Genomic DNA, 25750 nt, shown 5'->3' with positions numbered 1-25750 from the left:
TCAGGCGAGGGAGATGATGACGGACTTGACTTTGGTGTACGACTCCAGCGCCTCGGGGCCGTACTCGCGTCCGTAGCCGGACTGCTTGACGCCGCCGAAGGGCATCGCGGGGTCGAGCATCGCCCAGTCGTTGACCCAGACGATGCCCGCCTGGAGCCGCGCCGCGACCCGGTGGGCGCGGGTGACGTCGGTGGTGTGGAGTCCGGAGGCCAGGCCGTACGGGGTGCTGTTGGCGAGCGCGACGGCCTCGTCCTCGGTGTCGAAGGGCTGCACGGTCAGGACAGGGCCGAAGATCTCCTCCTGCACCGCGCGGGAGTCGTTGCCCAGGCCGGCGATGACGGTCGGCCGGTAGTAGAAGCCCCCACCGAGTTCGATGCGCTCGCCGCCCACGACGACCCGGCCGCCCTCGTCCCGGGCGATGCGTACGTACTCCTCCACCTTCGCCAGGTGCCGCTCGCCCGCCATCGGGCCGACGACGGTCGCCGGGTCGAACGGGTCGCCGACCGGTACTCCCGCGACTGCTCCCGCGAGGGCCTCCAGGACGGTGTCGTACAGCGAGCGGTGTACGAGCAGCCGGGGTCCGCCCATGCAGAACTGGCCGGTGTTGAAGACGAAGCCCTTGATGGCCGCGCCGATGGCCTGGTCCAGATCGGCGTCCTCGAAGACGATCTGCGCGGCGTTGCCGCCCAGTTCCATGGTGACGGGTTTGAGCGCCTGGCCCGCCGTACTCGCCGCGTGCCGACCGACGTGCGTCGAGCCGGTGAAGGCGATCTTGTCGACTCCGGGGTGCCGCAACAGTGCCTCACCGGTCACCGCGCCGCCACCGGTGACGACGTTGAGCACACCGTCCGGCACTCCGGCCTCGGCCAGGATCTCCGCCATCAGCAGGGCGCTGAGCGGGGTCTCCTCGGCCGGCTTGTGGACCACGGTGTTGCCGGCTGCCAGCGCGGGGGCGATCTTCGAACTGCTCAGGATCAGCGGGAAGTTGAAGGGGGTGATCGCGCCGACCACACCCAGCGGCTCGCGGCGGGTGTAGGCGTGCGAGGGGATCGGGAGCTGCCTGACCGTGCCGTCGACGCTCTGCGCCAGCGCCGAGCAGTACTCGTACTGCTCGGCGGCCGTGGCCACGTCGACCGCCCGGCACAGGGATACCGGCTTGCCGACGTTCACGCTCTCGACCGCGACGATCTCGTCCTCCCGGCGCCGGATGATGTCGGCGACGCGGTGCAGGACGCGGGCCCGTTCGCGGCCCGGGGTGTGCGCCCACGGCCCCGCGTCGAACGCCTCGCGCGCCGCGGCCACCGCGGCGTCGACATCGCCGGCACCGGCCTCGGCGACGGTGGTGATCACCTTCCCGCTGGAGGGATCCACGATGTCCCGACGGTCCTTGGTCTCCGCCTCGCGCCACGCACCGCCGATGAACAGCCTGCCCGGCTCGATCTGCGGCCGACTCACACTCATGGCCCGCTCGCCTTCCCGGTACGGCCGCTCGCCGCACCGCGCTGATGTCGGCCACACCACTGAGACCAACAGGTTTCCTGATGATTGCGCCCTCGTCGCACGAAACGCAAGAGGTCGGGGATAATCAGGAACCCTGAACGTCGAGAGCCCGGCAGCCGGCAACCGGACGTGAGGGATCGGCGACGAGAAGTGGAGGGGGTTCCACGTGACACACACAGCGGATACCGGCAGCGGCGGCAGCGCTACCCGAACCGACGACGGCCCGCACCCGTCCCTGCTCTACGCCGTCAAACAGGTCGAACTGGCGGCACGCTCGCACATCGACGAACTCGTCAAGCCGGCCGGTATCACCGCCCTGCAGTACACCGCGCTGACGGTGCTACGCCGCCGCGACGGACTCAGCTCCGCCCAACTGGCCCGCAACTCCTTCGTCACCGCGCAGTCCATGGCCGACATGGTCACCACCCTGGAGCGGCGCGGCCTGATCACCCGCCGCCGCGACCCGGACAACCGACGGGTACTGCTGATCAGCCTGACCGACACCGGCCATGAGCTGCTGGCCGCGTACGACGAGGCGGTGGACGCACTGGAGGAGCGGATGGTCTCCGCCCTGACAGCAGGCCAACGACGCGACCTGGAGGACTACCTCAACCGCTGCCGCGCCGCGCTGTCCGACCGGCCGCCGCACTAGGGGAGACACACCTAGGTCGCTGTAGCGCGGCCCAGGCAGCGGATGGGGCGCGTGGGTCGCCGGGGGCCCGTGTCAACGATCCGGCACGCCGCTCACGTTCCGCGTGCAGATGCTCTACGCGTCCCAGAACCACCTGCCCGAACCCGTCATGGGCGCCGAGGACTTCTCGTACGTCCTCGAACGCGTCCCCGGTGCCATGGCCTTCCTCGGCGCCCGTCCGCCGGGCCAGTGCCCTGAGGACACCCCGGATTGCCATTCCCACCTCGTCGTCTTCGACGAGGACGCCATGACCACGGGCGTGGCCCTGTATGCGGCCATCGCCTGCACACGTCTCGCGCCCCGCCCCTGACACCCGACCCGCGCCTTCCACCAGACGGAAGGAGCGTTGCCACCGTGCGTCGCCCCTCCCGATGGTGTCCCCACCAAGGCATCACGCCCACAGCACGGGAGGGGTACGCCATGACCGTATGGCCAAGGAACCAGTGGTACGTCGCCGCCTACGGCCGCGAGGTCGGCCGGGAACTGCTGGCACGGACGATCCTGAACGAGCCGATCGCCCTCTACCGCACCGAGGGCGATGACACCGGGGCGGGCGGCGAGGTCATCGCGCTCGCCGACCGCTGCGTACACCGCCGATTCCCGCTGTCGGCCAGTCGCCTGGACGGCCACAAGGTGGTCTGCGGCTACCACGGCTTCACCTATGACACCACCGGTACCTGCGTGTTCGTGCCCGGCCAGAAGCGCGTTCCCCGCACCGCGCGCGTCACCTCCTATCCCGTGGTGGAGCAGGACTCCTTCGTCTGGGTGTGGATCGGGGACCCCGCGCTCGCCGACCCGGCCGCCATCCCGCGCGCCCGCCACCTGGCCGACCCCCACTGGACGACCGTCGGCGGCATGGAACCCATCGACGCCCACTACGGACTGCTCGTGGACAACCTGCTGGACCTCTCCCACGAGACGTACCTGCACGGCGGCTACATCGGCACACCGGAGGTGGCCGACACCCCGATCACCACCGAGGTCGACGAAGGCGCCGGGATCGTACGGGTCAGCCGGCACATGGAGGACGCCGCCTGTCCGCCCTTCTACGCCCGCTCCACCGGCATCGACGGCCGCATCACCCGCTGGCAGGACATCGAGTACCACGCCCCCTGTCTGTACCTGCTGCACAGCCGGGTCGCCCCGGTCGGCGTGCTGCCACGCCCCGACGGCACCGACCCGGACGCCTTCCACGTCGAGATCACCTATGCCATCACCCCGTCCACCGACCACCACGTGTACGACTTCTGGGCGGTCTCCCGCGATTTCGGCCTGGGCGACGAGGAGATGTCCACCTTCCTGCACGACTTCAACCGCGAGGTCGTCCTGCAGGACGTCGACGCGCTCAACCTGCTCCAGAAGGCGCTGGATACCGAGCCCGATGGCTACCAGGAGCTGAGCATCAACATCGACACCGGCGGCCTCGCCGCCCGCCGCATCCTCGCCCGCCTCGCCGCCGAAGGCGAGCGGTCCAGGCCCACCCCCATCCCGACCGCCGCCCGATGAGCGTCACGACGAGCAGGGCGCCCAGCGCCGAGGTCTACCGCATCGACTGGGTCCCGGGCACCGACCTCCTGCACGGCGTCTGCCACTGCGGCGCCGAACACGACGCCCCGGACCCGATCGAGCTGTGGGACTGGATGCTCGCCCACCCCAGGGGTCACGAAAAGGAGCGACCATGAGCTCCCGGCCGGGGGAGTACGAGAGCGAACTCGTCGTCACCGCACGCGCCGAAGAGGCCGACGGAGTCATCTCCCTGACACTGCGTCACCCCGCGGGTGAGGAACTCCCCACCTGGAAACCGGGCGCGCACATCGACCTCGCCCTCGACCTCGCCGACGGGATGGTCCGGCAGTACTCCCTGTGCGGCCACCCCGGCGACCGCACGGCCTGGCGGATCGCCGTGCTTCGCGAGCCCGCAGGCCGCGGAGGTTCGGCGTACGTCCACGACAAGCTCACCGAGGGCACACCGGTACGGATCCGGGGCCCGCGCAACAACTTCGCCCTCGCCCCCGCGCCCCGGTACCTGTTCATCGCAGGCGGCATCGGCATCACCCCCATCCTGCCGATGCTGCGCGCGGCCGAGACAGCGGGCGCCAAGTGGACTTTGCTGTACGGCGGGCGCACCCGCACCTCGATGGCCTTCGCGCAGCGGCTGGGCGTCGCGTACGGCAGCAAGGTCCACATCGCGCCCGAGGACGAGACCGGACTACTGGACCTCGCCGCCCACCTCGCGGATCCCGAGCCCGGCACACTCGTCTACTGCTGCGGCCCACCCCCACTGCTGACCGCGGTCGAGGAACGCTGCCGCACCTGGCCCGCAGGCACCCTGCACGTCGAGCGATTCCAGGCCAAGGACATCGATCCCCAAACACCGTCCAGCTCCTTCGAGTTGGAGCTGCGAAAGTCCGGGCTGACACTCACCGTGCCGCCACATCGCAGCATCCTGCAGACCGTCGAAGCCGCCGGGGTCCAGGTGCTCTCCTCCTGTACGCAGGGCACCTGCGGCACCTGCGAGACCGACATCCTGGAGGGCGAGGCGGACCACCGTGACTCGCTTCTCACCGCCGAGGAACAGGCGGCCCACGAGACGATGATGATCTGCGTGTCCCGCTGCCGGGGGCCGCGACTGGTCCTCGACCTCTGAAGGCCCGGCAGCAGGACGGGCCGCTGCGGTTCAGCGGCGGCCCGGTTCACAAGCCCGGCGAGGTGACCTTCAGTTCGGCCTCGATACGGGCGGCAGTGGCAAGCAGCGGTGGCAGGAGTTCGCGGTGGATCGCATCCGGGGTGCGCCTGCCGGCGTGTGTGGAGAGGTTGACAGCGGCCACCACCTGCCGGGAGTCGCTGCGGATGGGTGCGGCGACCGCGGTCAGCCCCTGTTCCAGCTCCTGGTCCACCAGGCACCAGCCCTGCGCCCGTACCCGCTCCAGCTCGGCGGCGAGCGTCTTTGCGGACGTGAGCGTGCGGGAAGTCAGCGGGGCCGGGGAGACGGTGTCCAGGTAGTGCCGCAACCGGCCGTCGTCCAGATGGGCGAGCAGGACCCGGCCAAGGGAGGTGGCATAGGCGGGGAACCGGGTCCCGATGCTGATGGACACCGTCATGATCCGCTGTGTCGGCACGCGGCTCACATACACCACGTCCTCGCCGTCGAGCACCGCCACCGACGACGACTCGTGGACCTCGGCGACCAGGTGTTCCAGGTGTGGTGCGGCGATCTGCGCGAGGGTCAGACTCGACAGGTAGGCGTACCCCAGTTCCAGGATCCGGGGCGTGAGCCGGAAGTGCCGACCGTCGGCGGTCACGTATCCCAGGTCGGTGAGGGTCAGCAGGAAGCGCCGGACGGCGGCGCGGTCCATGCCGGTGGCCCTGGCGGCGTCCGAGAGGGTCATCTCCGGTGTGTCGGCGGTGAAGGCCCGGATCACGGCGAGGCCGCGTTCCAGGGACCGTACGAAATACCGGCTGTGCCCGGTGTCGTCGCCGTGCTCTTGATCGTCCCCGCGCTCGTGGTCGTCCCCACGCCCGTGGTCGTCCCCGCGCACGGCGGGTCCTGTGCCCGGCGGCACCTCAGGACTCGGTCTTCTGGAGGGCCGGCCCGTGTTCCTGGGCGGGGGAGGGGGCGCCCGTGTCGGCGCTGTGGTGTTTGGCGCGCTGGATCTGTTCGTAGACGTGGGCGCGCAGCTCGGCGAAGCGTGTGCCGGAGCGCGTGTGCAACTGGTCGCGCTCGTCAGGGAGATCGATGGTCAGGTCCTCCAGGACGACGGTCGGTGACTTCGACAGGATGATGGTGCGCTGGCCGAGGTAGACGGCTTCGTCGATGTCGTGGGTGACGAAAAGGACGGTGACGCCCAGCTCGTGCCACAGGCGCCGGATGAGGTCCTCCAGTTCGGCGCGGGTCTGCGCGTCGACCGCCGCGAAGGGCTCGTCCATGAGCAGGACCTTCGGTTCGAAGGCGACGGCGCGGGCGATGGCGACGCGCTGCTGCATCCCTCCGGAGAGCTGCCAGGGGTAGGCGTGGTAGGCGTCGGCGAGGCCGACCACCTCCAGGGCGTGGTCCACCAGTTGCTTCTCGCGGGCCTTGCCGAGCTTCTTGCGGCGCAAGGGCAGGGCGACGTTGTCGCGTACGTTCATCCAGGCGAACAGGGATCGGCCGTACTCCTGGAACACCACCGCCATGCCGGGCGGGGGCCCGCCGACCGGGCGGCCCTCCAGGCGGATGTCTCCCCGGGTGGGGGCGAGCAGCCCGGCCATGCACTTGAGCAGTGTGGTCTTGCCGCAGCCCGACGGGCCGACCAGGCATACGAGTTCGCCGGCGCCGATGTGGAAGGAGAGGCCGCGCAGCGCTTCGACGTTGCGGTGCCGACCGGTGTAGATCTTCTGCAGGTCTCGTACGTCGAGCATCGACGTCTCCTTGTCAGAGGTTGCGCGGCGTCAGAGGTGCGCGCGGCGTCAGAGGTCGCGCTGGGCGCGGCGCAGGCCGTGGTACCAGGCCAGCACCCGGTTCTCGGCGAGGCGGAAGAGGAGTGAGAGGGCGAATCCGAGCAGGCCGAGCAGCAGGACACCGCTCCACATCTCGGGGATGGCGAAAGAACGCTGGAACTGCACGATGGTGAAGCCCAACCCGTTGCTGGCGGCGAACATCTCGCTGATGACCATGAGGATGATCCCGATCGACAGGGCCTGCCGCATGCCCGTGACGATCTGCGGGCTCGCCGAGCGCAGCACCAGATGCCACAGCCGTGCGGGCCCGCCGATGCCGTAGGAGCGGCAGGTGTCACTGAGTACCTCGTCGACGGCGCGGACGCCTTCCACCGTGTTGAGGAGGATCGGCCAGACGCAGCCGCTGACGATGACGAGCACTTTCATCGTGTCGCCGATGCCCGCGAAGAGCATGATCACCGGTACGAGTACGGGTGGCGGGATGGCCCGGAAGAGTTCCAGGACGGGCTCCAGGACATCCCGTACGACGCGGTTCATCCCGACCGCGAGGCCCAGTCCGACCCCGATGGCCACGGCGAGGAGAAGGCCCGCGGTGAGCCGGAGCAGGCTGGGAACGACGTCCGACAGCAGCCGGTCGGCCGTCCAGGTGTCCGCGAAGGCGGTCAGGATGCTGGACAGGGGCGGGACGTAGAAGCTGGTGCTGTCGGCGGTGGCGAACCACCACACGGCGAACAGGACCGCGGGCAGTCCCAGAACCAGCAGGACCCGCCGAGCCACGGTGCGAACAGTCATCCGACTACGCCTCCCCACGCATCGACGGGTGCCAGTGCAGCGCCCGCCGCTCAACCGTCCGGGCCACCAGGTTGATCGCGACTCCGAGCAGCCCGGTGACCAGGACCAGGGCGTAGACCTGCGGCACGGCGCCGGAGGTCTGGGCGACGGCGAGTTCGCGGCCGAGCCCTGGCGAGCCGATCACGAGTTCGGCGGTGATCGTCAGGACCAGCGCCACGGTGGCGGCCAGCCGTACGCCGGTCATCACGTACGGCAGCGCGGTGGGCCACATGACATACCGCACCCGGCCCCAGCGGCCCAGCAGATAGCTGCGGGCGGTGTCGTCGGCGACCGGGTCGACGTCGTGCATGCCGGCCAGCACCTGGACGAGCACCTGCCAGAAGGAGGCGTACACGACGAGCAGCAGCTTCGAGCGCAGGTCGGTGCCGTAGAGCAGCACCGCCACCGGGATCAGGGCCACGGAGGGGATCGGCCGCAGGAACTCGATGGTGGAGGCGGTCAGCGCCCGCAGCACGGGCGTGGAGCCGATCACGACACCGGCCACCACGCCCGCCGCGACGGCGATGGCCAGCCCCAGTCCCCACCCCGTCAGAGTGTTGCCGAGCGCGGTCCAGAACGCGTCCTCGGCGAGCATCCGCCCCAGGGCACGGAAGCTCTCCGAGGCCGGGGGGAGGTAGTCGGCGGACACCAGACCGGTGTGCGGCAGTACTTCCCACAGCGCCAGCAGCCCTGCCAGTCCGGCCAGCCCGCGCAGCGGGGTCGCGGCGGCGCCCAGGCCGCGCCGGGCGCGGGAGCCGCCGTGACCCGGGCCGCTGTGCCCCGGGCTGCCGGGGCGTTGTCCGCCGTGGCCGGGCCCGCTGGCTTGGGTGCCGGTCCCTGCGGCCTGCCTCGACACAACAGTGATCTCGGAGCGTGTCATGAGAACAGCGCGTCCAGGTCCGGCTTCCTGCCACCGAAGATGCCGTCCTTCTCACCGAGAGAGGCCAGCTTCTCCACGGAGGCCATGTCGACAACCGTCGGCCACGTGGGCAGCGTCAGGTCCTTCAGCACATCACCGCTGATCTTGGTGTACGTGGTGAGCATCTCGCGTGCCTCGTCCGGGTGTTCGGCGGCGTACTCCAGCGACTCGGACATCGCCTCGGTGAACTTCTTCACCAGGTCCGGCTTCTCCTGGATCAGCTTGGTGGAGGCGAAGTAGGTGGCCAGAGTGAGCTTCGGGTCGGTCTCGGCGAACGGCGACGCCACGACGCGGGCGCCCTGGGACTTGGCGATCGTCAGCGCCGGTTCGCCCATCCACGCGGCGTCCACCTGACCGCCGTCCAGGGCGGCCGGCATCTGGTCGAAGGCCATCTCCACAAACTTGATCTTCGTAGGGTCGCCGCCGGCCTTGCGTACGGATTCACGGACCGTGGTGTCCCCGATGTTCTGCAGGGTGTTCACCGCCACTGTCTGCCCGCTGAGTTCCTTGGCCGACTTGATCGGGCTGTCCTTCTTGACGGCCACGCCGCTGACGTCGGTTTCGGTGTTTCCGGTGGTGGCCGCGCCGTTGGCCACGGACTTGATCGGCACGCCCTTGGTCTGGGCGAGCATCAACGAGGTGACATTGCTGAACCCGACCTGGAACTGCCCGTTCAGCACGCCCGGAATGATCGCCGCACCCCCCTGGGCGCTTTCCATCTTCAGGTCGATGCCGCGATTTTTGAAGAATCCCTTCTGCTGCCCCAGATAGAGCGGTGCCACATCGACGATGGGGATGATTCCGACGGTGACCTGCGTGGACCCACCCGCCCCCGAGGAGGGTGAGCCACCGCTCGCAGAGGACGAGGACGATCCGCATCCGGCCGCGCCGGCGACCGTCAACACCGCTATGGCAAGCCCGAGAACGCGCCTGTGCATGGGCCCCTCCTGACGGGGACGAAGATGTGCGCATAGCGCACAGAGGCGCGTTATTCGCACGAGTTGGCGGTGACGCTAGGGCGCTGCTGTGGGGCCGTCAACGGGCTGCGTCGAACTTTGTGCATTTTGTTGACGGCAGTCAAGGCTGCGCCTACCTTCGCGATGTCGCACCCGTACCCGACCGGCCGAGGCACCGCCACACAAGGAGTCCGCCGCGTGAAGTCCCGCACTCGCACTCGCACCCGCACTCACACCCGCAGCCGTTCGCTCGCCTGTGTGGCGGCCTTGCTGCTGGCCGCACCCCTCGCCCCGACCGCCCAGGCCGCCGGCACCGGCACCGACACCCATCTCGAGGGCAGCCTGCCGTCCGGTGCGACGTATCTGATGGACGTTCCGGCCCGATGGAACGGCACCGTCCTGCTCTACAGCCACGGCTACCGCCCGTCCAACGCCCCCACCAACCCCGCGATGAACGCCCCCGACGACGCCACGAAGACGCTGCTGCTGGACCGGGGATACGCGCTCATCGGCTCCTCGTACGCGACCACCGGCTGGGCGGTGACCGACGCCGTGCCCGATCAGCTCGCCACCCTCGACTCGTTCACCGGCCGGTTCGGGCCCGCCCGCCGCACCATCGCCTGGGGCACCTCCTACGGCGGCCTCGTCACGACCGCCATCGCCGAACGCCACGCGGACCGTATCGACGGCTCACTGTCCACCTGCGGTCTGCTCCAGGGAGGCGTCGCCAACTGGAACAACACCCTGGACCCGGTCTTCGCCCTCAAGACCCTGCTCGCCCCCGGCTCCGCCATCCCCCTGACCGGTCTGGAGAGCGAGGCCGCGGCCGCCGACGCGGCGAACGCCATGAGCGCAGTCGTCAGCGGGGCACAGGGGACGGCCGAGGGCCGGGCCCGTATCGCCCTGGCCGCCGCCCTGCACAACATCCCCGGCTGGAACGACCCCGCCCAGCCCCGTCCCGGAGCGACCGACTGGGACGCCCAGCAAGCCAACCAGTACCAGGCTGTCATGGGCCTCATCGCCTGGCCCGCCTTCAACTGGCGGCAGGAGGCCGAAGACCGGGTCGGCGGCAACATGTCCTGGAACACCAAGGTGGACTACGCCGCGATGCTCGGCCGCTCTCCCCTCCACAAGGAGGTCAGCGAGCTCTACGCCAAGGCCGGCCTGTCCCTCACAGCCGACCTCACCAGCCTGAACCGGGCCCCGCGGATCAGCGCCGACGCCGGCGCCGTCGCACGCATGGCCCGGACCAGCTCCTTCACCGGCCGACTGACCAAGCCGCAACTGGACATCCACACCACAGGCGACGCCCTGATCCCCGTACAGGCCGAGAACGCCCACCGCCGGGCGGTCACCGCGGCAGGCTCCTCACGCCTGCTGCGCCAGGCGTACGTCGAGAACGCCGGGCACTGCTCCTTCAGCCGCGCCGAGCTGGCCGCCGCCCTGCACACCCTGGAGGACCGCGTCACCACCGGTCGCTGGCGGGGCACCGACCCACGCGCCCTCAACGCCCGCGCAGCCAAGGCCGATTCCACCGCACCGGCACGCTATGTGTCCTACCGGCCGACGCCCTACCCGCGCCCCTACGACCTGGCCCACCCGGCTGACCGACACCGCAGGTGACCACCCCGCCGCCGCCCGCCGAGCCCTCAACGGACGACCGTACCCTTGCCAACGTGAACGACGCGAACGACGTGAACCACGTGGACGACGCGAACGAGTTGAACGACGTGAACGCGCAGGCCCTCACAGACTCCCTGGACGGACCGCAGCTGCGCCCCCAGTCGCTCCTGCTTGCCTTCTTCGGCGACTACGTCATGGACGAGGGCCCTCTGTACGTGTACTCGGGCAGCATCATCGCCGTCCTCGCCCGCGCCGGAGTCGGGGAGCAGGCCGTCCGCTCCACCCTCACCCGCATGGTCAACCGGGGTCTGCTGCAACGCCTGCGGCAGGGGCGCCGCATGTACTTCGGCCTGACCGCGGAGGCGACGCGCATCCTTCAGGACGGAGGGAAACGGCTCTGGGAGGACAGTGCCGTCAACGAGGACTGGGACGGCACCTGGACGCTCTTCGGTTTCTCCCTGCCCGAGTCCTGGCAGCGCCAACGGCACGACCTGCGCTCACGGCTCACCTGGTCCGGATTCGGCCCCCTGTACAGCGGACTGTGGATCGCCCCCGGCGACGTCGAGGTCTCCGGCATCGTCTCCGAACTCGGCCTGGCCGCCCACGTCAAGGTCTTCCACGCCAGCGCCGACGCCGCCACCGACATCGATGTGATGATCCGCGACACCTGGGACCTGGCGAGCATCGCGGCCCGCTACGCCTCCTTCGACAAGCGCTGGACCGCCCACCTCGGCACCTGCTCCGGGGACCCGATCGGGACCCGCCTGCGCCTGATCAGCGAATGGCTCGGCATCATCCGCACCGACCCGCGGCTTCCCGCCCCCCACCTGCCCGCCGACTGGCCCGCACGCACGGCGCAACGGACCTTCCACCACATCGCGGAACACACCGAAGCCCCCGCCCGCCAGATGGCAGCCGAACTCCTTCAGACCACGTCTCCCCAAACCCCCTGACAGCAAGGTGCTGCCACCGCCATGGTGAGTGCGAACCGGTGTCGGCTCCGGCCTGCGCCGATGCTCACAGCGGCGCTGCGTCCGGGGCCGCCGCGCCGGGTTTGGCCACCTGACCTCGGAAGGTGCGCCGGTAGGCCAGCGGGGAGACCCCGATGGCGGCGTGCAGATGCTGGCGCAGCGAGGTGCCCGTGGCGAAGCCGACGTGGCCGGCGATGTCGTCCACGGGCAGATCGGTGGACTCCAGCAGCTGCCGGGCGCGGGCCACCCGCTGCTGGATCAGCCAGCGACCCGGACTGATGCCGACCTCCTCGTTGAAACGGCGGGCGAAGGTCCGCAGACTCATCCGGGCGTGGTCGGCGAGTTCGCGCAGGGTGAGCGGCTCATGCAGGTTCTCCAGCGCCCACTGCCTGGTGTCCGAGGTCCCGTTCGCCGTGGCCTCGGGTACGGGCTGTTCGATGTACTGGGCCTGCCCGCCGTCCCGCCACGGCGGCACGACGCAAGCGCGCGCCACCCGGTTGGCAACGGCGGCGCCGTGGTCCTTGCGTACGAGGTGCAGGCAGACGTCCACCCCCGAGGCGGCCCCGGCCGATGTCAGTACGTCCCCGTCGTCGACGAAGAGCACGTCCGGGTCGAGCGCCACCCGCGGAAACCAGGAGCGGAAAATGTCCGCGAGGGACCAGTGGGTCGTGGCGGGGCGGCCATCGAGGAGCCCGGCCCCGGCGAGCAGGAAGGCCCCCGTACAGATGGACACGATGCGAGTCCCCGAGGGGATCGAGGCGAGCACCGCCCGGATCTCCCTCGGCACCTCGCGGGCAAGACGCGCCGGATCGTAGGGCGGGATGACGACGGTCTCGGCGGTACGCAGGGCCTCGGGGCCGTGCTCGACAGTGACCGAGAAATCGGCGTTGGTCCGTACAGGCAGGCCGTCGACGGAGCAGGTCAGGACCTCATACCGGCCCTCAGCGGAGCCGAGGACACGACTCGCGATGCCGAGCTCGAAGGGGTACACCCCGTCCAGGGCGAGAACGACGACACGGTGAGCGCGATGCGTCATGGCACGATCCTGTCGAAAGATGGCAATCATGCCATGGTACGCGGCGAGACCCTCCGCGACGCTGAGAGCATGACCAACAACGCCACCATGCGTGCCATCAGCCAGGACACCCACGGAACGCCCGACGTGCTCAAGGAGGTCGAGCTTCCCCAGCCGACGCCGGGCCCGAGCCAGATCCTGGTCGCCGTCAAGGCGGCCGGGCTCAATCCCACCGACTGGAAGCACCGTTCGCGCCGACTCTTCCTGGACCGCCTGCCGCTCGTCCTCGGCTGGGACGTGTCCGGCGTCGTCGAGGCGGTCGGCTACGGCGTCACCCTCTTCAAGCCCGGCGACGAGGTCTTCGGCATGCTGCCCTACCCGTACGGCGTCGGATCGCACGCCGAGTACGTGACCGCACCCGCCCGTGCCTTCGCCCACAAGCCCGCCGGGATCGACCACGTCCAGGCCGGCGCTCTGCCGCTCGCGGCGCTCACCGCGTACCAGGCGCTCGTCGACACAGCGGAGGTCACCCCAGGGCAGCGGGTTCTCGTCCACGCGGCCGCCGGCGGCGTCGGCCACCTCGCCGTCCAGATCGCCAAGTCCCGTGGCGCGTACGTCATCGGCACCGCGAGCGCCCCCAAGCACGACTTCGTCCGCTCCCTCGGCGCGGACGAGGTCATCGACTACCGGACCACCGACTTCCGGGATGTCGCCCGCGACATCGACATGGTCCTCGACCCGATCTCCGGTGACACTCGCGCCCGCTCCCTTCAGGTCCTGCGCCCCGGCGGCGTCCTCGTCTCCCTCCTTCCGGGTACGGACCCGGACGAGGCGGCGAAGGCCACCGAACGGGGCGTACGCGTGGAAACCCTCCTCGTGGAAGCCGACCACACGGGTATGAACGCGATCGCCGACCTCGCGGTGGCCGGATCCCTGCGCGCCCACGTCGAGGCGGTCTTCCCCCTAGCCGACGCCGCCAAGGCCCACGCCCTGGGCGAGACCGACCGCACCACCGGCAAGATCGTCCTGCTCGTGGACGGGGCATCCACCGAGGCGTGAGGCGTCGCTCGGCCCCATCGCCCGGCCCGGCGCCCGCGGCAGACGCCGGTGCCGGTGCCGGTGCCGGTGCCGAGTCTCTGACACCGCCGGGCGAATCACCCGGCGCGGCGGCGAGGCGTCAGAACGGCCGATCACCCGCGATGGCGACTCGCTCCGCCACCCGACGGTGCGGCGCGTAGTCGTTCACCGCGTAGTGCTGGGTGGCACGGTTGTCCCAGAACGCGACATCGCCCGATTGCCACCGGAACCGCACCTGGTACTCCGGCACATGGGCCTGCTGCGTGAGGTAACGCAGCAGCCGATCGCTCTCCTCGCGCTCCATCCCGGTGATCCGGGTGGTGAACGAGGTGTTGACGAAGAGCAGCCGCCGCCCCGTCTCCGGGTGGGTGCGCACCACCGGATGCTCCACGGGCGGGAAGGCGGACTGGAGCGGTAGGAGCCGCTCGGGCGGATAGAAGCGGGCGAAGCCGGGGATGAAGTCGTGCACGGCGGTGGCCCCGTCGATGCGGTCCTTCACCTCCTGCGGCAGATTGTCGTAGGCGGCGGCCATGTCCGCCCACATGGTGTCCCCACCGAAGGGCGGGACCTCGTGCAGCTGAAGTACGGCGCCCAGCGCGGGCCGCTCCCGGAAGGTCACGTCGGCGTGCCAGACGTTCTCGAAGGTGGGCACTGCGCCGTCACCCTTGTCGAAGCGCACGACGTCCTCGCTGGAACCCCGTGCGAGCAGCGGGTTGGTCTCCAACTCCCCCCACTGCCGGGCGAAGTCACGCTGCTGCGGGGAGGTCAGCCGCTGATCACGGAAGAAGAGCACCTTCCACTCCAGCAGCGCGCGGTTCAACTCCTCCCGCAGCGCGTGTCCCAACGGCCGCGCCAGACTGAGGCCCCGTATCTCGGCCCCGATCGTGCGCCCCTGCGGCACGACCTCGACATGCTCGTACGGGCGCTCCTCCCACCCCTCGGGCAGACGGCGCAGCACACGTACGCCCTCGTACATCCCGCCCTCTGGCACCCGGGCTTCCCGCAGTGTGGGCGGCAGCCCGGCGTTCACGACAGTCATCGAATCCCTCTCCTCGTACGTCGCATGCCCTCGCGTGCCGCGAACGGAGGAGTCCAGTGATGCGGTGTGGACGTGTACCGGAAGTCATCCGGACCTCAGGAAGGAAGAGACCCCCTGGAAGAGACCCTCAGGAAGGAAGAGGCCATCAAGAAGGAAGAAGACCGGCACGGCCTGGGCTGCGGCGCACGGCGAGCACACGGCTCGGCGGCAGCCCCGCTAGCGGCCGGAGCGCTCGCAACCGGTCCGATCCGGGACGCGTAGCGCCCTCGTCGTGTCGAACCAATACCCGGTCATGCCGACGATTGTGTGAGTCCCCAACCGGCCCTGTCAACGGGGCGCCGGTACGCGAGCGGCGCTCACGGCCAGGTGGCGCCGGAACGGCAGCAGGCGAGCGACCTGACCGAAGCTTCCCCCTAGCGCGGGGCGACGGCTTCGAGCCAGTCCTCGACGGCAACGACGTCCGCCCACTGCGGGAACAGCTTCTCGGTAAGGACCCGGTGCACCTCGGCGTCGGTGTCGAGGCAGGCGTCCGCCAGGACGGTGAGGTCGAAGTCCAGGTCGGTGGCCTGGCACAGCGTGTACAGCACCACGCCACTGGTGGCGATGCCGGTGAGAACAAGACGGTCGATACCGCGAGCCCGGAGGACCAGGTCGAGGTCGCTGCCCGAGAACGCGCTCCCGCGCCTCTTGGTGACCACGATGTCGTCCGGCTGGGGCGTGACGTCGTGGTGGATCTCGGTGCCGGAGTCGCCCTCGGTGAACAGGCCGGCCCGCACGGCCGTGGTGAGCGGCCTGTTGCGCGTGCTGACGTCTGGATGACCCGGCCGCCACCCGATGACCACGTAGATCACGGGGATGCCCGCCGCGCGGGCACCGTCGATCGCCCTGCGCAGGCGCGGCAGATATCCGGAACCGTCGTCGGCGACGTCCACCATGTGCCGTTGGACGTCCATCACGAGGAGTGCGCTGTTCGCCATGCCCGCCGCCCCTTCATCCTTCACCGGGAAACACGAGCAAGTCTGGGGGACCAAGCGAGCTGCGGTGGGCGGTTCGGAGATCCTCATCAGGGGGACGCGGCCTGACGTTGCCGAACGCCGACCGTGTGCCGACACCCCGTAGCACTAAGCGCTGCCGCGCTCGGTACTACGCCTTCGGCGCGTCGGTGAGTTTGTCCAGGTCGCGCATCACCTCGGCGTGGGCGCTCATCTGGCGGGCCACCGTGCCGCTCGTGAACAGCGCCACGCCAGCGGCCGACATCGGCACGGACAGCGCGAGCACGGCCAGGGCCTCCGGCCAGTCGCGCTCGTTCTCACACCAATCCCCCCTGTACAGACCCTCGTTGGCCGTACTCCGATCCGTGAACAACCGTGATTCACACTGCCGGGGATAGCGGTCGTCGGGCTTCCTGTCGGCCTCGTAGGGGGTGAGCAGCAACACGGCACACCAGGTCCACAGCAACGCCGCCACGGACAGCAAACCGATGCCCCAGGCGCGTATCCGAGTGGCCCGGTCGCGGAATCTGTAGTCGTACTCACGTGAGCGTCGCATGGCGGACGAATCTAGCAGCGCCCGCACAGGCCCCATTCGGCCTGGTCGAGCGGCGGTTCACCACAGCCCAGGGGCGGAAGCCGGGGCGCCACGATCGGGCTTCGGAGGCCTCAGCCGAACGCGCAGCCGCATGTCCGTGCGGTGTTCCCCGATGTGGACCCCCTCGACGTCACCGGCCCGGCCGAGGTCTTCGCGCTGACCTTGGACGGGGCCGAGCAGGCATGCTGACCCGTATGGGGGATCAGACGCATCACAACTCCGTACGCCGCAGCGTTGAGACGCACATGGAACGCACCCACCACCCCCACGAAGCCGAAACCCGCCGCGCCCACGTCCTGGCCCGCCGCGCCTAACACCCCCGCCGCAACCTCGCCCGCACCGGACATGGGGCGTGGTCGCTCGCCTGCTCGAGTCGATGTGCTGGTCGTGTGAGTGTCAGGTGGGGTGGGCGGTGTGTGTTTCTGAGCGAGGGATGTGAGGATAGGTCCATGAGTAACGTGTTCTTCGACATCACCATCAACGACGAGCCCGCGGGGCGGATCGTCTTCAAGCTGTACGACGACGTGGTCCCCAAGACCGCCAAGAACTTCCGTGAGCTGGCCACGGGCGAGCACGGCTTCGGCTACGAGGGCTCCGGTTTCCACCGGGTCATCCCTGACTTCATGCTGCAGGGCGGCGACTTCACCCGGGGCAACGGCACCGGCGGCAAGAGCATCTACGGCGAGAAGTTCGCGGATGAGAACTTCCAGCTGAAGCACACCAAGCCGGGCCTGCTGTCGATGGCCAACGCCGGTCCCAACACCAACGGTTCGCAGTTCTTCATCACCACCATCGTCACCGACTGGCTGGACGGCAAGCACGTCGTCTTCGGCGAGGTCGTCGAGGGCATGGACGTGGTGAAGACCATCGAGGGCCAGGGCTCCCGCAACGGCACCACCAAGGCAGCCATCAAGATCGCGAAGTCCGGCGTCGTCGACGGCCAGTAACGCAAACACCCCGGTTTCGAGGCGTGGGGGGCCGCGGGCCGGCGTGGAGGCACGCGGGCAGGAGCCGGCGGCCTCCACGGCGGTTCTGCGCGGTGATCGTGGCGGGCAGTGTGTGAGGCCTCCGGAAACGGTGGCCCACCGCTGTCCGCTTCGGCCTCAGCGGTTGTCCCGCGGTTGTCCCGCGGCTGTCCCGGGGGTGTCCCGGCTCAAACGATCTGACCCCAGCTCGATCCGACGTTACATGTCTCGGTCGGCTTCCTGAGCTGCTCGCTCAAGTCGGCTTCGATGGTTCTCCCACCACGCCGCGTCGCCCGGCGGCATGCTGTCGTTGGCCTCGTTCATCCCCACGGCACCGTCTATGAGTTCCCGGATGATGTCGGCGTGCCCGGCGTGCCGGTGCGTATCGGCGATCACGCGCACCGCGGCATGATGCAGCGTCACCTCGTCCTTGCCGCTTGGCCACCACGGCACCCGGCCGACCGTGTCCAGCGCCAGCGCGTCGATCGTCGCGTCCGCGTGCGCCCACGCCCGGCGGTAGAGCCCCACGATGTACTCACGTGACTCGTCGGCGGTGGCCCACATGTCCGCGTTGGGCTCAGCACCGTCTTCGATCCAGGGCAGCGGCTCGCCGGACGGCCGTGCGAAGGTGTCGCCGAGGTAGCCCAGTTCCACGCTGGCCGCGTGTTTCACCAGGCCCAACAGGTTGGTGCCGGTCGGTGTCAGCGGGCGGCGGATGTCGTACTCCGAGAGCCCCTCCAGTTTCCACAGCAGGGCGTCGCGGGCGGACTGCAGGTAGAAGTGCACGTCAGCCTTGGGATCCGGTGAGGCCATGGGGCCAGTCTGCCACTCGAGGTTGAGGTGGTTGGTCGTGGCGTACGGTCCAGGTCGGGGCTGGCGCCCGTGGCCTGGGCGAGCTGGGCCTGACGAGGGGGCTGCTGGGCGAGGGCGTCACCACCGGACGCCGCTACCGAAAGGAAGCCGTATGAAGGTCTGCATCGTCGGGGCGTCGGGCAAGCTGGGGCGGTACATGGTCCAGCACGCCCTCGACCGGGGCTACGAGGTCGTCGGGGTCTGCCGGGAGCGCAGCGTGCCCAAGCTCGACGCGTTCACCGGCCGCATCACGGTCGTACCGGGGGCCACTGACGACCGCGAAGTCATCCGGCGGGCGGTCCAGGGCTGCGACGGGGTGCTCACCGTCCTGGTCCCCTGGGGCGTCCACCAGTACGCGACGGGAACGGCCCAGGCCGTACTCGACTTCGCGCCGAAGGGGGCACGGCTGGTCTTCTCGTGCGGGTGGCACATCACGCGTGACGGGAAGGACGTCTACCACTGGCGGCTGAGGGCGTTCGCCGCGGTGGTCGGGCCCCTCGCCCGGCTCCTCCGCCTGATCGACGTCAACGACCAAGTGGAGGCGTGCAGAAGGGTGTTCAGCAGCGCCACCCGGTGGACCGTCGTACGGGGCAGCGACTTGGAGGAGGGCGAGAGCCAGGGCCTGCCCATCTGGCGCCTCCACGTCGGCGATCCCGCACTCAAGAGCAACATCACCCGCCGCGTCGACTTCGCGCTCTTCATGGTCGAGGCGCTGACGGACGAAAGCCTGGTCCACGAGGCCCCCGCCATCGTGGGCTGCCGGACACCCTCGGCACTCGCGGCCGAGGGCTGACCGACCGTCCGGTGACGAGAGTGCCCGGCCGGGATGGATGACCGGCCCCGCAAGCACCCAGACCGGTCTCCCTCGCCCGGGCGGGTGCGCCTGCGGGGGTTCGAGTCCACCCTGCTGGAGTACCAGGGGGCCTACGGGCGCTGCTTCAAGCGGTCGACGATCGCCCAGTCCGCCACGTACGACCGCTGGACACATTCCTTGCCGGCGTCGCAGGTATCCCGGAAGCCCAGGTATTCGTACGTCCGTGCGTCGAAGATGGCGTACTGCTCCTGTCCGGGCTTCTGCTTCGGTTCCCCGGGCGGGCTCTTCGTGTACGCGATCCCCACGCCGGTCCGCCCCCGCGCGTCCTTCATCCCCGGGACCGCCTTCATGTCCGGAATCAGCGCCAGCGCCTCGTACGCCGCCGGGCGTAGCCCCTCCGGCAGCACCGGGTGTTTGAGCAGTGCGGTGAGGGTGAACGCAAGGCTCCACCAGCGGTCGTCTCCGAGATCGCTGATCGACTCGGGCGGGGTCCGGTCCCCGGTCATGACCAGGAGCAGCTTCTCCGGGTCGGTGGGGAGCTTCTCCAGCAAGCTCCACTTCTGGGGTGGCCACACGCCATGACCCTTCTTCAAGGGTTCCTCCCAGAACACGTTGCCGCGCTCCATGGTCAAGGAGCGTTTGGAGCCGTCCACCGAGTTCCACATCTCGTCCACGAAGGTCTTGACCTTGCCGGTGTCGTCCGTCTCCGTGATGATCCGCTTCCAGTAGATGAACTGGTCATCGCGCGGCTCCACGGGCTTCTCGTGCTTGCTCTCCCACGCCGCCGCGGCGTTCAGCACCTTGGCGGCGCGGGCGTTGACCATCCGTGGGGCGTTCGCGCTCTCGTCCGCGGTGATCAGCACCGCCGTCCCCGTCACCGCCGTGGCGACCACCGCGGCGGTCGCGAGGCGCAGTGCGCGGCGGCGGCTGAGGGCGGCGCCGGGGTGCCGCTCCGCGTGCGCGATCGTGTTGAGCAGTCGGTGACGGGCCTGCGCCCGCGCCGGTTCGGTGAGCGGGGTCGCGTCCGCGTCCCAGTCCCGCAGGAGTTCGAGTTCGTCAGTCATGGCCGGATGCCTCTCGCAGTGTCGTCGGATCGGATCCGCCCAACGCTTCGCGTAGCTTGCTGCGAGCCCGGTGCAGCCGTGATCTGACCGTGCCGATGGGGACACCGAGGGCCTGGGCCACCTCCTCGTAGCCGAGACCGCCCCACGCCACCAGCAGCAGCACGTCCCGGTGCCGGGCCGGCAGCGCGGCCAGTGCCGCCGCCAGCTCGCGGCGTACGGCCTGTGCCCCCACCCGGGCCGCGGCCCGGTCGGCCAGCGGCTCCGCATGGTCGGCGGGCGCCGGGATGCGGGCCATGGCCTTGAACCGGCGGGCCTCGGCCCGCCGGTGCCGGCCGACCAGGTTGGTCGCTATGCCGAACAGCCAGGGCCGGGCGTCGTCGCCCGTGGCCCGCGCGGGGTCGTACCGGTGCCGCTGCTGGAAAGCAGTGGTGAAGGTCTCCGCCATGAGGTCGTCGGCCGGCTCGCCGCCGAGCCTACGGGCCAGATAACGGTGTACCGCATCCGCGTGCCGGTCGAAGAGCACGGCGAATGCCTCGGGCTCATCCCGGGACCGCGAAATGACCGAGGCATCGCTCTCCGCCCCCGTGCGGACGCCTGGTTCGACGGTCATCGGGGCTCCTCTCGTCCTGGGGAACGCTTCGAAGGCTTGGGCTTTCATCTCTCCTTCGCCCGTCGCCCCCGGCGAGTTCCCTCGCAGCCCTGGGTACGACGTCGACCCAGCACTGGACGAACGTGAACGCGAGGCCCCAGCGGCCCGGATCCACACCTGGCTGAGGCCACCGGCCCGACCTCACCACGCGTCCGGGCGCCGCACTCACGCTGCCCGTCTGGTCATCTCGTCGATCGCTTCGTCCAGCGTGGTCGCGGCCATGATGAGAGACAGATGTGTGAAGGCCTGTGGGAAATTGCCCAGTTGTTCGCCGCTCGGGCCGATCTCCTCGGCGAACAGCCCGACATGGTTGGCATAGGTGAGCATCTTCTCGAAGGAGAACCGGGCCCGGCGTACCCGCCCGGCCCGGGCCAGCGCATCGACGTACAGGAAGGTGCAGAGGCTGAACGTGCCCTCGGCGCCGCGAAGTCCGTCGGGTGAGGCGGCGGGGTCGTAGCGGTACACCAGATTGTCCTTGACCAGGTCGTGGTCGATGGCGTCGAGGGTGCTGAGCCAGGTCGGGTCGGTCGGGTTCAGCAGCCCCACCCGGGGGATGAGCAGCAGTGAGGCGTCGAGCACATCGCTGCCGTAGTGCTGGACCAGGGCCTTGCGCTGCTCGCTCCAACCGCGGTCCATGACCTGTTCGAAGATTTCGTCCCGGGCGGCCCGCCAGGTGTCCAGGGCGGCGGGCCGCCCGAACTCCTGCGCCAGCTGCAGCCCGCGGTCGAAGGCCACCCAGGACATCACCCGGCTGTAGGTGAAGTCCTGCCGCCCGCCGCGGGTCTCCCAGATCCCGTCGTCCGGACGGTCCCAGGACACGGCCAGCCAGTCGAGCAGCGAGGCCACCGCCTGCCAGCCGCGGTAAGTGGGGCGGGTGTTCAGGCCCCGGCCCTGGGCGAGCGCGTACAGCGCCTCGCCGTAGGTGTCGAGTTGCACCTGGTCCACCGCCGCGTTGCCGACCCGTACGGGGAAGGAGCCGCGGTAGCCCTCGAAGTGGTCCAGCACCTCCTCCGGCAGCCACGGGTTCCCGTCCACCCGGTACATGATCTGCAGCGGTGAGGTGCCCGCGGACGGCCCGGTGGCCCGCTCGGAGACTCGTTCGGTGAGCCAGCTGGTGAAGGCGGCGGCCTCCTCCATGAAGCCCAGGTCCAGCAGGGCCCGCACTGACAGGGACCCGTCGCGGATCCAGGTGTACCGGTAGTCCCAGTTGCGTTCCCCGCCGATCAGTTCGGGCAGCCCGAGCGTGGCGGCGGCGATCGGTGCGCCGGTCGGCAGGTAGGTCAGCAGCTTCAGGGTGATGGCCGACCGGTGCACCATGTCCGGCCAGCGGCCCCGGTAGCGCGCGGTGCGCACCCAGGTCTGCCAGAAGTCCACCGTGTCCCAGAGCCCACGCTCCACGGCAGCCACGTCCGGCAGCGGCGGCGCCGCCGCGTCCGGACCGGTCACGGTGAAGGAGGCGCCGGCCAGGCCACCTTCGGTCAGGGTCAGGCTGCCCCGCATGTCGTACGGCCCGTCCCGCTCCAGCGGGATACTGGTCTGCAGGAAGCCGCAGATGCCCGGCGCCCGGAACTGTGCGGTGCGGCCGTCGAGGCGCACCTCATGCCGCACCCGGCCGAAGTCGAAGCGCGGCCGGCACTCCAGGGTGAAACGGACCGACCCGCGCATACAGCGTATGACCCGCATCAGAGTGTGCTGGCCGGTGGGCCGGCCGGTCCGGTCGGGCGGCATCCAGTCCATCAGCTCGCCTACGCCGTCCGGCGACATGAACCGGGTGACCAGGATCGCGGTGTCCGGGTAGTACAGCTGCTTCACCGTCACGTCCGGCCCGTCCACGGAGAGCCGGAAGTAGCCGCCCTGGTCGTGGTCCAGCAGTGCGGAGAAGATGCCGGGCGAGTCGAAGCGTGGCGCGGCGAACCAGTCGACCACGCCCTCGTTGGAGACAAGGGCGGCCGTCTGCAGGTCGCCCACCAGCCCATGGTCGGCGATGAGGGGATAGCGCTCCATCACTCTCCCGGCGCGGGGTCCTCGGCTTCAGCTGAGGGCACATCCCTCCCACTATCAGGCAATCGGGGGGCCTCGGCTCGCGGGAGCCACGCACCCGCGTCGGCCCCCGGCCCCGCAGACCTCCGCGCCGCGCCCCCAGCGAGGACATCCGTACAGGTCAAAGACGGTACCGGCGGGAAACTTGATGCCCCAAGGTGCCGGATCCCGGCAGACGGCCTTCAATTCAACTCAGGGGAATTCGCACCCAGAGACGGCAACAGGACATGAACGCTGCAAGGCTGGACACGGGCAGGCGCGCACCGGACCAGGGCGCGCTGTACCGGCTGGGACACTGGTGCGCCCGCCACTTCGTGGCCGTCATCGTGCTGTGGCTGGCCGCCGTAGCCGGTCTGCAGATCACCGACCGGGCCGTCGGCGGCCAGTTCTCCGACAACTTCTCCCTGCCCGGCGTCCAGTCGGCCGAGGGCCTGGAGGTACTCAAGGCACACGAGCCCTCCGCAGGCGGCTACGGCGCCCAGATCGTCCTGAACAAGCCCTCCGGGCCGCTCACCGAGGACGCCTCCCAGGTGTCCTCGGCCGTGGCGAGCCTGCAGAAGCTGCCCGACGTCCTCAGTGTCCAGAACCCGCTGCCACCCGCCGGAACCACGCCGCCCGCGCCTCCGGCCGGGGTGCCCAACACCGGCCCGCTGTCCACCGACGGCAAGACCGCGTACATCACCATCCGGTTCAGCGTGCCACCCTCCACCCTCGGTGACGACTACCTGTCCGGGGTGGACGCCGCCGTGGAGCCCCTACGTGACGCGGGTGTCACCGTCGAGTACGGCGGCTCGCTCGGCGAGCTGGCCCGGCCGCACGCCGACGACCGCAGCAGCGAGGCCATCGGCTTCGCCGTGGCCATCGTGGTCCTGCTGGTCGGCTTCGGCAGCATCATCGGCGCCGTCACGCCACTCGTCACCGCCCTGATGGGGGCGATCGTCGGACTGGCTCTGCTGGGCCTGATCTCCGCCGCGTTCACCTTCGGCACGGTCTCGCCCACCCTCGCCACCATGATCGGCCTCGGTGTCGGCATCGACTACGCACTGTTCCTGATCACCCGTCACCGCCAGAACCTCATGAACGGCCACGACCCCGCCGACTCCGCGGGGCTGGCCACCACCACCAGCGGCCGGGCCGTGCTGGTCTCCGGCTGTACGGTCATCATCGCCCTGTCCGGCCTGTGGGTCTCAGGGGTCACCTTCATCGGCAAACTGGGACTGGCCGCCGCCTTCACCGCGATCACCGCTGTGCTCGCCGCCCTCACACTGGTCCCGGCGATGCTGGGCGCGGTCGGACACCGCATCGACAAGTACCACGTACGCAAGCCGGTCGCCGAGACCGACGCCGAGCCCGGCGCCCCGGCCCACGGCACCTGGCACCGGTACGCCCAGCGCGTGGAGCGGCGCCCCTGGCGGTTCCTGGCGGGCGGAGTCGTCACCCTGGTGATCCTGGCGCTCCCGGTGTTCTCCATCCAGCTCGGCCACATCGGCGACGGCGCCGACCCCAAGTCCTTCACCGACCGCCGCGCCTACGACCTCATCGCCACGGCCTTCGGGCCGGGGGCCAACGGCCCCCTGACACTGGTCGTCGACCAGAGCGCGGTACCCGCCGACGACCGGTCGGCCCTGGCCACCAAACTCCAGCAAGCCCTGACCGACGTCCCCGACGCGGCGTCCATCACCGCGCTGCGCCCCACATCGGACGGCGACGTGCTCATCGGCACGGCGTACTCGGCGGCCGCCCCGCAGGACGAGAAGACCACCGAACTCACCGGCCACCTGGTCGACGACGTGCTGCCCCAGGCGACCGCGGGCACCCAGGCGCACGGTTACGTCACCGGCACAACGGCCGCCCAGGTGGACTTCCTTGACATCGTCTCCAGCCGACTGCCGCTGATCATCGCCGTGGTGGTGGCCCTGGCCTTCCTCGTCATCCTGATCGTCTTCCGCGGCCTGCTGGTCGCGGTGAAGGCGGCCGTGCTCAACGTGCTCTCGATCGCCGCCTCCTACGGGGTGGTTGTCGCCGTGTTCCAGTGGGGCTGGGGCGGCCCCGCGCTCGGCGTCTCCGGCAAGGTGCCGATCGAGAGCTACGTACCGATGATGATGTTCGCCATCGTCTTCGGCCTGAGCATGGACTACGAGATCTTCCTGCTCTCCCGGGTCCGTGAGGCGTGGCTACGCACCGGGGATCCCAAGGCCAGCGTGGCCCATGCGCTGGAGATCACCGCCCGGGTGATCACCTGCGCGGCTCTGATCATGGTGAGTGTGTTCGCGGCGTTCATCGTCTCGGACAACATCGTGGTCAAGATGCTGGGCCTGGGCCTGGCCGCCAGCGTGCTCATCGACGCCACGGTCGTCCGGCTGCTGCTGGTGCCCGCCGTGATGACCCTGCTCGGCAAGTCCGCCTGGTGGACGCCAAGCTGGCTGGACCGGCTGCTGCCACATCTGGACACCGAGGGCGAGGGCGCGCTGGAGCAGGACTCCGACAAAGCCGCCGGGCACTGAAGGGGCGCTGTGACGGCCGGGCAGGATATGCGCGGGGGAGGGGGGCTGGGAGTGTGGCCGCCCCTGTGATCAGTCTGGCCAGGATGGAGCACAGGGCAGGGCCCGGGGCTGGTCGGCTGCTACAAGAGCGCTGGCGTCAGTGCACACATCCCTCGCCACCCGCACCGGGTGGTGCGCCACGACGGGCACAGGTCACCCCTCGGCCGCGCGACCATC

Annotated in this window: 25 protein-coding genes; 11 read left to right on the top strand and 14 right to left on the bottom strand. The window is 70.0% G+C overall.

The features are described 5' to 3' along the window. Positions 1 to 1461 carry an aldehyde dehydrogenase family protein gene (locus tag U9R90_RS01010; RefSeq protein ID WP_411054435.1) on the bottom strand — a complete coding sequence of 487 codons (1461 nt, stop codon included), beginning with the start codon at positions 1459 to 1461 and terminating at the stop codon, positions 1 to 3. A 274-nt stretch (positions 1462 to 1735) separates the two neighbouring features. On the opposite strand from U9R90_RS01010, the gene U9R90_RS01005 reads away from it, so the two are divergent. The 5 genes from U9R90_RS01005 (at position 1736) to U9R90_RS00985 (ending at position 4838) form a co-directional block, all read left to right on the top strand. Further along, positions 1736 to 2152 (top strand): MarR family winged helix-turn-helix transcriptional regulator, encoded by a 417-nt coding sequence (locus U9R90_RS01005; protein ID WP_411057594.1) that lies wholly within the window; start codon positions 1736 to 1738, stop codon positions 2150 to 2152. Between the two features lie 109 nt (positions 2153 to 2261). Next, positions 2262 to 2501, top strand: coding sequence for a M20/M25/M40 family metallo-hydrolase (locus tag U9R90_RS01000; RefSeq protein WP_411054434.1), 240 nt, complete (start codon positions 2262 to 2264; stop codon positions 2499 to 2501). A 110-nt stretch (positions 2502 to 2611) separates the two neighbouring features. Beyond that, complete coding sequence (locus U9R90_RS00995) at positions 2612 to 3697, top strand: Rieske 2Fe-2S domain-containing protein (RefSeq protein WP_411054433.1); 1086 nt, start codon at positions 2612 to 2614, stop codon at positions 3695 to 3697. After that, a complete protein-coding gene (locus U9R90_RS00990) occupies positions 3694 to 3873 on the top strand; it encodes a hypothetical protein (protein WP_411054432.1) in 180 nt (59 codons plus the stop codon). Before U9R90_RS00995 ends, U9R90_RS00990 begins: the two co-directional genes overlap by 4 nt. Next, a complete protein-coding gene (locus U9R90_RS00985; protein WP_411054431.1) occupies positions 3870 to 4838 on the top strand; it encodes a PDR/VanB family oxidoreductase in 969 nt (322 codons plus the stop codon). The genes U9R90_RS00990 and U9R90_RS00985 overlap by 4 nt, the downstream gene beginning before the upstream one ends. A gap of 46 nt (positions 4839 to 4884) precedes the next feature. On the opposite strand, the gene U9R90_RS00980 is transcribed toward U9R90_RS00985, so the two are convergent. The 5 genes from U9R90_RS00980 to U9R90_RS00960 all read right to left on the bottom strand — a co-directional run bounded on the left by U9R90_RS00980 (position 4885) and on the right by U9R90_RS00960 (position 9316). After that, positions 4885 to 5631, bottom strand: coding sequence for an IclR family transcriptional regulator C-terminal domain-containing protein (locus tag U9R90_RS00980; RefSeq protein ID WP_411057593.1), 747 nt, complete (start codon positions 5629 to 5631; stop codon positions 4885 to 4887). 124 nt (positions 5632 to 5755) lie between these two features. After that, positions 5756 to 6589: an ABC transporter ATP-binding protein gene (locus U9R90_RS00975; RefSeq protein ID WP_411054430.1), complete on the bottom strand. Its 834-nt coding sequence runs from the start codon at positions 6587 to 6589 to the stop codon at positions 5756 to 5758. Positions 6590 to 6637: 48 nt separating this feature from the next. After that, a complete protein-coding gene (locus tag U9R90_RS00970) occupies positions 6638 to 7420 on the bottom strand; it encodes an ABC transporter permease (RefSeq protein WP_411054429.1) in 783 nt (260 codons plus the stop codon). Between the two features lie 4 nt (positions 7421 to 7424). Beyond that, positions 7425 to 8339 carry an ABC transporter permease gene (locus U9R90_RS00965; protein ID WP_411054428.1) on the bottom strand — a complete coding sequence of 305 codons (915 nt, stop codon included), beginning with the start codon at positions 8337 to 8339 and terminating at the stop codon, positions 7425 to 7427. Then, positions 8336 to 9316, bottom strand: coding sequence for an ABC transporter substrate-binding protein (locus U9R90_RS00960; RefSeq protein WP_411054427.1), 981 nt, complete (start codon positions 9314 to 9316; stop codon positions 8336 to 8338). The genes U9R90_RS00965 and U9R90_RS00960 overlap by 4 nt, the downstream gene beginning before the upstream one ends. 216 nt (positions 9317 to 9532) lie before the next feature. Between U9R90_RS00960 and U9R90_RS00955 the strand changes: the two genes are divergently transcribed. Together U9R90_RS00955 and U9R90_RS00950 are read left to right on the top strand one after the other, a co-directional pair. Continuing rightward, entirely contained in the window at positions 9533 to 10957 is a 1425-nt protein-coding gene (locus U9R90_RS00955) for an alpha/beta hydrolase family protein (protein WP_411054426.1), read from the top strand. A 107-nt stretch (positions 10958 to 11064) separates the two neighbouring features. Continuing rightward, positions 11065 to 11910 carry a PaaX family transcriptional regulator C-terminal domain-containing protein gene (locus U9R90_RS00950; RefSeq protein ID WP_411057592.1) on the top strand — a complete coding sequence of 282 codons (846 nt, stop codon included), beginning with the start codon at positions 11065 to 11067 and terminating at the stop codon, positions 11908 to 11910. A 64-nt stretch (positions 11911 to 11974) separates the two neighbouring features. Here U9R90_RS00950 and U9R90_RS00945 read toward each other — a convergent pair whose 3' ends face one another. Then, on the bottom strand, positions 11975 to 12964 hold the full coding sequence (locus U9R90_RS00945; protein ID WP_411054425.1) for a GlxA family transcriptional regulator: 990 nt from the start codon (positions 12962 to 12964) through the stop codon (positions 11975 to 11977). Positions 12965 to 13033: 69 nt separating this feature from the next. On the opposite strand from U9R90_RS00945, the gene U9R90_RS00940 reads away from it, so the two are divergent. Beyond that, positions 13034 to 14002, top strand: coding sequence for an NADP-dependent oxidoreductase (locus U9R90_RS00940; protein WP_411054423.1), 969 nt, complete (start codon positions 13034 to 13036; stop codon positions 14000 to 14002). 118 nt (positions 14003 to 14120) lie between these two features. On the opposite strand, the gene U9R90_RS00935 is transcribed toward U9R90_RS00940, so the two are convergent. The 3 genes from U9R90_RS00935 to U9R90_RS00925 form a co-directional block, all read right to left on the bottom strand. Further along, the gene (locus tag U9R90_RS00935) at positions 14121 to 15059 is read right to left on the bottom strand and encodes a TauD/TfdA dioxygenase family protein (RefSeq protein WP_411054421.1); all 939 of its coding nucleotides are present in this window, start codon (positions 15057 to 15059) and stop codon (positions 14121 to 14123) included. Positions 15060 to 15472: 413 nt separating this feature from the next. Further along, the gene (locus U9R90_RS00930; RefSeq protein WP_411054420.1) at positions 15473 to 16036 is read right to left on the bottom strand and encodes a cysteine hydrolase family protein; all 564 of its coding nucleotides are present in this window, start codon (positions 16034 to 16036) and stop codon (positions 15473 to 15475) included. 166 nt (positions 16037 to 16202) lie between these two features. Continuing rightward, positions 16203 to 16607 (bottom strand): hypothetical protein, encoded by a 405-nt coding sequence (locus U9R90_RS00925; protein ID WP_411054419.1) that lies wholly within the window; start codon positions 16605 to 16607, stop codon positions 16203 to 16205. Between the two features lie 488 nt (positions 16608 to 17095). On the opposite strand from U9R90_RS00925, the gene U9R90_RS00920 reads away from it, so the two are divergent. Next, positions 17096 to 17593: a peptidylprolyl isomerase gene (locus tag U9R90_RS00920; RefSeq protein ID WP_411054418.1), complete on the top strand. Its 498-nt coding sequence runs from the start codon at positions 17096 to 17098 to the stop codon at positions 17591 to 17593. Positions 17594 to 17830: 237 nt separating this feature from the next. Here the strand turns inward: U9R90_RS00920 and U9R90_RS00915 are convergent, their stop codons facing one another. Beyond that, a complete protein-coding gene (locus U9R90_RS00915) occupies positions 17831 to 18424 on the bottom strand; it encodes a DinB family protein (protein WP_411054417.1) in 594 nt (197 codons plus the stop codon). A gap of 151 nt (positions 18425 to 18575) precedes the next feature. Between U9R90_RS00915 and U9R90_RS00910 the strand changes: the two genes are divergently transcribed. Continuing rightward, positions 18576 to 19256 carry an NAD(P)-dependent oxidoreductase gene (locus U9R90_RS00910; protein ID WP_411054416.1) on the top strand — a complete coding sequence of 227 codons (681 nt, stop codon included), beginning with the start codon at positions 18576 to 18578 and terminating at the stop codon, positions 19254 to 19256. 131 nt (positions 19257 to 19387) lie between these two features. Here U9R90_RS00910 and U9R90_RS00905 read toward each other — a convergent pair whose 3' ends face one another. The 3 genes from U9R90_RS00905 to U9R90_RS00895 all read right to left on the bottom strand — a co-directional run bounded on the left by U9R90_RS00905 (position 19388) and on the right by U9R90_RS00895 (position 22994). After that, complete coding sequence (locus U9R90_RS00905) at positions 19388 to 20341, bottom strand: CU044_5270 family protein (protein ID WP_411054415.1); 954 nt, start codon at positions 20339 to 20341, stop codon at positions 19388 to 19390. Beyond that, complete coding sequence (locus U9R90_RS00900) at positions 20334 to 20951, bottom strand: RNA polymerase sigma factor (protein WP_411054414.1); 618 nt, start codon at positions 20949 to 20951, stop codon at positions 20334 to 20336. The genes U9R90_RS00905 and U9R90_RS00900 overlap by 8 nt, the downstream gene beginning before the upstream one ends. Before the next feature lie 204 nt (positions 20952 to 21155). After that, positions 21156 to 22994, bottom strand: coding sequence for a glycoside hydrolase family 15 protein (locus U9R90_RS00895; protein WP_411054413.1), 1839 nt, complete (start codon positions 22992 to 22994; stop codon positions 21156 to 21158). A gap of 263 nt (positions 22995 to 23257) precedes the next feature. Between U9R90_RS00895 and U9R90_RS00890 the strand changes: the two genes are divergently transcribed. After that, positions 23258 to 25534 (top strand): MMPL family transporter, encoded by a 2277-nt coding sequence (locus tag U9R90_RS00890; protein WP_411054412.1) that lies wholly within the window; start codon positions 23258 to 23260, stop codon positions 25532 to 25534. Positions 25535 to 25750 lie beyond the last annotated feature (216 nt).

This window comes from Streptomyces sp. E11-3 (genome assembly GCF_046540415.1).
GTDB lineage: Bacteria > Actinomycetota > Actinomycetes > Streptomycetales > Streptomycetaceae > Streptomyces.
Note: the sequence above shows the minus strand (reverse complement) of the source record. Positions and strands in the feature narration are given on the sequence as shown.

Excerpts from the sequence above, each read along its gene's own strand:
- U9R90_RS01010 (WP_411054435.1), bottom strand. The coding sequence starts at position 1,461 with ATGAGTGTGAGTCGGCCGCAGATCGAGCCGGGCAGGCTGTTCATCGGC.
- U9R90_RS01000 (WP_411054434.1), top strand. The coding sequence starts at position 2,262 with ATGCTCTACGCGTCCCAGAACCACCTGCCCGAACCCGTCATGGGCGCC.
- U9R90_RS00995 (WP_411054433.1), top strand. The coding sequence starts at position 2,612 with ATGACCGTATGGCCAAGGAACCAGTGGTACGTCGCCGCCTACGGCCGC.
- U9R90_RS00990 (WP_411054432.1), top strand. The coding sequence starts at position 3,694 with ATGAGCGTCACGACGAGCAGGGCGCCCAGCGCCGAGGTCTACCGCATC.
- U9R90_RS00985 (WP_411054431.1), top strand. The coding sequence starts at position 3,870 with ATGAGCTCCCGGCCGGGGGAGTACGAGAGCGAACTCGTCGTCACCGCA.
- U9R90_RS00975 (WP_411054430.1), bottom strand. The coding sequence starts at position 6,589 with ATGCTCGACGTACGAGACCTGCAGAAGATCTACACCGGTCGGCACCGC.
- U9R90_RS00970 (WP_411054429.1), bottom strand. The coding sequence starts at position 7,420 with ATGACTGTTCGCACCGTGGCTCGGCGGGTCCTGCTGGTTCTGGGACTG.
- U9R90_RS00965 (WP_411054428.1), bottom strand. The coding sequence starts at position 8,339 with ATGACACGCTCCGAGATCACTGTTGTGTCGAGGCAGGCCGCAGGGACC.
- U9R90_RS00960 (WP_411054427.1), bottom strand. The coding sequence starts at position 9,316 with ATGCACAGGCGCGTTCTCGGGCTTGCCATAGCGGTGTTGACGGTCGCC.
- U9R90_RS00945 (WP_411054425.1), bottom strand. The coding sequence starts at position 12,964 with ATGACGCATCGCGCTCACCGTGTCGTCGTTCTCGCCCTGGACGGGGTG.
- U9R90_RS00940 (WP_411054423.1), top strand. The coding sequence starts at position 13,034 with ATGACCAACAACGCCACCATGCGTGCCATCAGCCAGGACACCCACGGA.
- U9R90_RS00935 (WP_411054421.1), bottom strand. The coding sequence starts at position 15,059 with ATGACTGTCGTGAACGCCGGGCTGCCGCCCACACTGCGGGAAGCCCGG.
- U9R90_RS00930 (WP_411054420.1), bottom strand. The coding sequence starts at position 16,036 with ATGGCGAACAGCGCACTCCTCGTGATGGACGTCCAACGGCACATGGTG.
- U9R90_RS00925 (WP_411054419.1), bottom strand. The coding sequence starts at position 16,607 with ATGCGACGCTCACGTGAGTACGACTACAGATTCCGCGACCGGGCCACT.
- U9R90_RS00920 (WP_411054418.1), top strand. The coding sequence starts at position 17,096 with ATGAGTAACGTGTTCTTCGACATCACCATCAACGACGAGCCCGCGGGG.
- U9R90_RS00915 (WP_411054417.1), bottom strand. The coding sequence starts at position 18,424 with ATGGCCTCACCGGATCCCAAGGCTGACGTGCACTTCTACCTGCAGTCC.
- U9R90_RS00910 (WP_411054416.1), top strand. The coding sequence starts at position 18,576 with ATGAAGGTCTGCATCGTCGGGGCGTCGGGCAAGCTGGGGCGGTACATG.
- U9R90_RS00905 (WP_411054415.1), bottom strand. The coding sequence starts at position 20,341 with ATGACTGACGAACTCGAACTCCTGCGGGACTGGGACGCGGACGCGACC.
- U9R90_RS00900 (WP_411054414.1), bottom strand. The coding sequence starts at position 20,951 with ATGACCGTCGAACCAGGCGTCCGCACGGGGGCGGAGAGCGATGCCTCG.
- U9R90_RS00895 (WP_411054413.1), bottom strand. The coding sequence starts at position 22,994 with ATGGAGCGCTATCCCCTCATCGCCGACCATGGGCTGGTGGGCGACCTG.
- U9R90_RS00890 (WP_411054412.1), top strand. The coding sequence starts at position 23,258 with ATGAACGCTGCAAGGCTGGACACGGGCAGGCGCGCACCGGACCAGGGC.